The sequence below is a fragment of the Flavobacterium macrobrachii genome (assembly GCF_014486675.1).
GTDB lineage: Bacteria > Bacteroidota > Bacteroidia > Flavobacteriales > Flavobacteriaceae > Flavobacterium > Flavobacterium macrobrachii.
Genome location: NZ_JACTAC010000109.1, coordinates 1 through 5,933, shown reverse-complemented (window position 1 = coordinate 5,933; position 5,933 = coordinate 1). Strand labels below are relative to the sequence as shown.

At 32.0% G+C, this 5,933-nt stretch carries 10 protein-coding genes; 6 read left to right on the top strand and 4 right to left on the bottom strand.

All coding sequences use genetic code 11. From position 1 onward, the window contains the following. The 6 genes from IAI56_RS15070 to IAI56_RS15045 all read left to right on the top strand — a co-directional run. The coding region (locus IAI56_RS15070; protein ID WP_187658645.1) for a hypothetical protein at positions 1 to 635 on the top strand (635 nt) is incomplete at its 5' end. A 15-nt stretch (positions 636 to 650) separates the two neighbouring features. Beyond that, positions 651 to 1,073, top strand: a complete 423-nt coding sequence (locus tag IAI56_RS15065) for a hypothetical protein (RefSeq protein ID WP_187658644.1) — start codon at positions 651 to 653, stop codon at positions 1,071 to 1,073. Between the two features lie 30 nt (positions 1,074 to 1,103). Continuing rightward, a complete protein-coding gene (locus IAI56_RS15060; protein WP_187658643.1) occupies positions 1,104 to 2,105 on the top strand; it encodes a hypothetical protein in 1,002 nt (333 codons plus the stop codon). Positions 2,106 to 2,109: 4 nt separating this feature from the next. Further along, positions 2,110 to 2,403 carry a hypothetical protein gene (locus IAI56_RS15055; protein WP_187658642.1) on the top strand — a complete coding sequence of 98 codons (294 nt, stop codon included), beginning with the start codon at positions 2,110 to 2,112 and terminating at the stop codon, positions 2,401 to 2,403. Beyond that, positions 2,396 to 3,316 (top strand): ADP-ribosylglycohydrolase family protein, encoded by a 921-nt coding sequence (locus IAI56_RS15050; RefSeq protein ID WP_187658641.1) that lies wholly within the window; start codon positions 2,396 to 2,398, stop codon positions 3,314 to 3,316. Before IAI56_RS15055 ends, IAI56_RS15050 begins: the two co-directional genes overlap by 8 nt. Beyond that, positions 3,313 to 3,861, top strand: a complete 549-nt coding sequence (locus IAI56_RS15045; protein ID WP_187658640.1) for a hypothetical protein — start codon at positions 3,313 to 3,315, stop codon at positions 3,859 to 3,861. Before IAI56_RS15050 ends, IAI56_RS15045 begins: the two co-directional genes overlap by 4 nt. Positions 3,862 to 3,927: 66 nt before the next feature. Here the strand turns inward: IAI56_RS15045 and IAI56_RS15040 are convergent, their stop codons facing one another. From IAI56_RS15040 to IAI56_RS15025, 4 genes are read right to left on the bottom strand one after another with little or no spacing between them, the layout of a single operon-like run. After that, a complete protein-coding gene (locus tag IAI56_RS15040; protein ID WP_187658639.1) occupies positions 3,928 to 4,101 on the bottom strand; it encodes a hypothetical protein in 174 nt (57 codons plus the stop codon). After that, positions 4,094 to 4,351, bottom strand: coding sequence for a hypothetical protein (locus tag IAI56_RS15035; protein ID WP_187658638.1), 258 nt, complete (start codon positions 4,349 to 4,351; stop codon positions 4,094 to 4,096). The genes IAI56_RS15040 and IAI56_RS15035 overlap by 8 nt, the downstream gene beginning before the upstream one ends. 34 nt (positions 4,352 to 4,385) lie before the next feature. Further along, positions 4,386 to 4,778 (bottom strand): DUF5675 family protein, encoded by a 393-nt coding sequence (locus IAI56_RS15030; RefSeq protein WP_187658637.1) that lies wholly within the window; start codon positions 4,776 to 4,778, stop codon positions 4,386 to 4,388. 32 nt (positions 4,779 to 4,810) lie between these two features. After that, the gene (locus tag IAI56_RS15025) at positions 4,811 to 5,569 is read right to left on the bottom strand and encodes a hypothetical protein (RefSeq protein WP_187658636.1); all 759 of its coding nucleotides are present in this window, start codon (positions 5,567 to 5,569) and stop codon (positions 4,811 to 4,813) included. Between the last annotated feature and the right edge of the window lie 364 nt (positions 5,570 to 5,933).

The following is a 5,933-nucleotide window of genomic DNA, read 5'->3' as shown; positions in this document are numbered from 1 at the left end:
TAATTAATGACTTTTTATTCGGTACTACTAGTAAAGAGGATTATCCGTTGATTGATATACCGGAATATTTAATTAACGATATTGTTGAATATTGTATACCCATCCAATTAAGTGAAATCGAATCCTATCGTTCTGTAATTATCGATTGGATTTTTAATACCGATACAACCAAATCAAAGACGGCATTCGAAATCAAACCCTTTCAAAAATATACCGTCGATTTTGATGAAATGATCTTTCCGCATTTCATTTCATGTGTTACTTGTATAGAGGTGGAAGAACTGGGTTTTAATTTGAAAGAGTTTTTCCAACCTCTGAATCAAAAGTTCAAAGCCATTCATACCGAGTTCAAAAAATACTATCCCAGTACACAATATTTACATGAAGTGAAACTAACAAAAATTTATATCCTTGATAAATACATTTTAGGCTATAGTTTCCGTTTAGAAAATGAACCTTACGAACATTTCTTTTACAACATCCATTTGGAAAGTTTGCTGCACCAAATCATTCCTTTTCAATTTGATGATAAACCAAAACTTACTGTGGATATTATTTTGGAAAAAATTAACCAAGTAGGTGTTGAAAATTTAACTAGCGAAGAACGAGAATTTTTAAACAAATTAAAGCAATAGTATATGATTAAAATTATGAAACCACCGAGTTTTTTTTCGGCAAAAGCTATGTATCGATACATAGGCTCAAACATGAAACACTTTCAAGAAAAAAGATTTCAAAACATCAGAATCAAGAATGTAGATTATAAGTTGAAAGAAGAATTATTGGTAAAACAAATCATGTTTGATGGAACTGAAATTATGTATTCAATGATTTCAAACAATCTGTTTTTTAAAAAAAATGAAAATTTCGAATTTAGAGAAGAGAATTGTTTTTGTGATTTTTGTCTTTTTTATGATGAAGATTACATGGTTTTTGAAGGTTCAATTAGTTATTTAAATGCATTTAAAACAAACTTTGATTATAAGGAATATTTTAATACTACCATTATTTTACCTTTCAACCAAAAACTATTGGATATTTGGGTAAAACATGACAAACAAATACAAGATTAAAAAAAGTGTAACTTTTAAATTTATAAAAATATGATTCTACGAAGAAAATTACAAAATGGTGAAACAAATCAACAATTAGATGATTTAATAGCTAATTTACCAGAAAACAACGACCATATTGCCAATTATATATTACAACATAATGGTCAATTACCTCCACAACCTATGTTTGAAAAACATCCGTATTTAGATACATTTGAATTACAAAACTTTGAAAAATATATAATTGGAACTTTTCCTCCAATTAGTTATTTGTATAATATATATGGATTAAACATAATAAATAATCCAAATGGAGGTGTAATTAGAAGACCTGGTTTTTCATTCTTTCATGGAAATAGAGGATTACTTTGGGATTATTTTTTGAGTGAAAATGAGATAATTGAATTACCAGAAGATAATGATTTAAAACCTAATTTTATTCAAAATATTTTATTGAATTCAAAAGTAAACTATTGTGATATTATTTTTAATGTAAGAAGAGAATTGGAAGATAACAAATATAAAGGTAGCGATAACTTATTATTTAATATCGCTCCTAATTTGATATTAATAAACCACATTTTAAATAATCCAAAAGCAAAATATCTAATGTTTAATACTGCTAGTATATACGGAATGAATGGATTAGAAATTCAAAATAATAGTTTAATTTCACTAGAGAATGATGCTAAATCATTTGATGTTTTTATGAGAACTTTACAAGAATTAGAATTTGCTTTATCTTTAAGTTTTGATAATGGAACGAATTGGGTCGCAATTGAAAATTTGAACTTATTCCAAAGAAGAGTTAAACTGTTTTTTAAATTAAAAATCAAAAAACCAAATTTTCAAGAAAAAGTCTTTTATATAGTTACTCCTTTTAGTCCAGCTGTAGCTCAAAGAGTAAATATTTTAGCAAATAATCCAATAGTACAAAATTGGCGAATGAATAATGAAAATAATAACACAAAAGTAATGCTGTCTCAAATAATGAATTATTTCAGAAATAATGATTGGGATGCCCTTCAAGCGATGAACGTAAACATTTAAATATATGAACCAATATCAAGTAACCTTAGGAACAACGTATTACAATAAAAATTACTTTAATGTTGGATTTCAGGCATCACTTCACTTAGGAAATCACAATGAACCACTACAGATTATTTTGCCAAATGGTCAAATTATTCATTCTACAATCAATAGAACTATCAATAGAAATGGAAGTGTTAGGTTTTACGGAGGAGCTGAATGGAATCAATTTATTCAAGCAAATTATAATTTAGGTCTAGTGATTACTTTTCAAGTTACCAATGCAAATACTATAACAATTATCCCAAATGCATAACCACCTCCAAACCATTCTCATCGGCACCGCAGTAGGTGATGCCCTTGGTGTTCCAGTTGAATTCCAACCACGAGGTTATTTAAAAGCGAATCCCGTAATTGATATGCGGGAATACGGAACTCACGAACAACCAAAAGGAACTTGGTCAGATGATACGTCCTTGATGTTGTGTTTAGCAGAAAGCATGACGGAAGGTTTAGACATCCATAATCTTGCTAAAAAATTTATCGCTTGGAAAAACGATAATTTATGGACACCTCACGGCTGGGTATTTGACATTGGTATAGGAACACGTGTTGCTATTGAACGTTTAGAAGACGGAATAACACCTGAATTAGCAGGTGGTTTTGATGAAATGGACAACGGTAATGGTTCGTTAATGCGAATTTTACCTTTGGTACTTCATATCAAAGACCTAGATATTGATGAACGTTACGAGTGGACCAAAAAAATATCTTCAATCACGCATGCACACGTTCGTTCCGTTATGGCTTGTTTTTATTATTTGGAATTCGCTAAAAAAATAATTGATGGAAAAGAAAAATTTCAAACCTATAATGAATTACAATCGGAACTAACCCAGTATTTCGAACAAAGAAAAATTAATCCCATTGAAATCCATAAGTTTCATCGTTTGCTAAACGAAGACATTTCAAAAGTGGACGAAGACAATATCAAGAGTTCAGGTTACGTTATGGATACATTAGAAGCGGCTATTTGGTGTATACTAATTACCAATAATTTTAAAGATGCTGTTTTAAAAGCGGTCAATCTCGGATACGATACGGATACAACTGGAGCTGTAACAGGTGGTTTAGCGGCATTGATTTATGGTATGGATAATATTCCCAAAGAATGGATTAATACGTTAGCAAGAAAAGACGATATTATTAACTTAACTTTAAACTTATGAGAGCAATTATTTCAATAACAGCATTTCTTTCATTATTTTTATTATCAAGCTTCACCAAAGATGATGTAGTTTTTTTTGAAAATAATAAGGTTAAAATCTATTCAAATAATAATGGAATTCGCTTCAATTATAAATTTGAAAATTTTGAAGAAAGGGAACCCATCAAAGTTGATTTTTTTATTTATGATGCATCAAAAAAAGTATTAGGTTCTGAAAGTTTAACTAAAAACAAAATATTAATTGACAACTATATAGCAAAATACAAAAAGAAAGCTGTTGAAATACATAAAGGAAAGCATGATATTGAAGTAAATGAAGAGAACTTTAAGATAGTTTATGAGAATAAGAACAACAGATTGGTATTCTATTATTACAAAACAAAAATTCATGGTTCTAAAACATTAAGTAAATCTGGAAATTATGAAAAGAAACGAGATGGAAGTTGGTACTATCATGGTGAAGGAGAATATTTGGTAGATATTTACATAAATGATAAACAGGTTCTTTCAAAACATTTTAATGTGGATACTTCCCAATCTAAATAAACAAAAAAGCCTGAACATAATTCAGGCTTTCTCATACTCAGTAAAGGTTACCAATCAAAACTGAGCTTATTTCTTTTTTGAGGTGAGGCGTTTTAAAAACAAGGTAACACCAAAACTCACCACTGCTCCAATACAGGCTAAAACTATTGTTTTTATGACATCTGCTGAGGTTAAATTTGGTATAACACTCAATGCAAATCCTCCAAAAGTTCCTGCCTTCAAAGTTAAAGAATTATCCATTCTCTCCAACGTCAGTTTCGGGCTTAACCTCATCTTTTTTGTCGGTTTTATCATCAACAGTAATTTGGCTTACTGCTGATAAAACACCACCTGCAACGGCAGCATAACCTGCAACGGTTACAACAACAGCAGGTAAAGCTACTGGAGCAGCTACAATGCTTCCACTTACTGCTAATAAGGCTAATCCAATGGTGCGCAACACCTTAAAAAATTTCGGAGTGGGTGCCTTAGCACGTTCTACTACATTCATAATCTTTCTTTTTATGTAACCCTGATAAGGATCACTATTGTACAATCAATTCCACACTTTCTTTGCTATCCAAAGCTTTATAAACTAAGTCTTTCAACTTTGTAAAAGCTTTTCTGGATAGTAAACCTAAACCAGGTCCAGAAAGTTTCGTAACAGGAGCAATACAGCCACGCAATTCCTTTTTCGCATTATTGGCAGGATGTATCAAAATATAAGTTCTGTTTGGTACATCCACCAATTCCAAATGCCATTTGTACTTCGCACTATATCGCTTTCTAATAAAATATTTCCCTTCAGGAATACAGGAAATCCCACGCTCATTTCGCTTCCACGGCAATTCAATGGTATAACAAATTAATTTGCCTTCACACTCCAATTTTCCATTCGTTCCTTCAGGGAAATAAGTTCTTGTCAAAAACAGTATCATAAACTCCCAGCTTCTAACTTCCAGCTCCCAGCTTACACGCCTCCATCAACCGCCACAATCGATAACGGGTTAAAAGCGCCATTTTTCAATGGATACATTTGCCCATTAATTTGTTGGTAAAACTCTACACCTAGAGCCAAAACAAGTGGGTGAGTAGAGTTAGCAGTCACCGCATTACTCAAGTTGATGACAGCCGTTGCTGTAGCATCCCAAGGTAAAATTGCAGTTTCAGAAGTAGCCACCACATAACTTTCACCTGTAAAGTCAATTTCAGCACCTCCAGAAATCACTTTAAAGTGAGTAGTTCCACTCGGAGCAGCAATCATATTCGCAGGAATAAAAGCAGGAATACTAACATCCAAAGTTCCAGCTACTCGGTCAATATCCGTAGTAAAAGGAGCAAACAAAGAAGTTCCTAATTTCCCACGAATATTAAATTCAAAACCAAGAACCAATTCAATTTCCCCATCAATTACATTACGTAATCCTCTCTCACTCACAGCATCCATTTGGATAACCTTAACCATTTGTTGCGTCAAACGACTCACCATTCTACCATCCGCAGAATTTAACAACAATGGGCGTAAAGCCGTTCTCAAAAGCTTACCTGCTTTTCCAGCTCTACCAAATTCAGAACCGTTCTCACGCGTTCTTTGAAACGCAGGGTCACTAGCAATTCTACTTGCCTCAATGCCACCTTTCTCACGAGCTAAATGCCCATCCTGCGTCTTATAAAAAGTAATATCCCCGATAGTACCTTTTAACTTAATTATGCCTTTTTGTCTAGCCATAACTTCAAATTTTTAGTTCAACATTTTTTCACTTTCATAAATCATTCAAAACTCGGTTGCAACACTTTCTGAAATAATTACACGGCAAATTTCCCACACAAAACCCATGAAAAAACTTAAACCATTCCAAATGTCATAATATGTCCTTATTTGTCATTAAATGACTTATTTAAGAATCAAAACTTAATTCCAACCGACGTTAAATGAAAAGATTAATTAAGTAACTTTAACCTATCTCAAAGCCAACTCAAAAGCAAGGTTAAAGTATGAATCAGGTACCAAAAAGAGTTTGTATATATCCAAAGGACGTACAACGCATTACAGGCAAAAGCTATCGTCAAAGCATAAGAATATTAAATCAAAC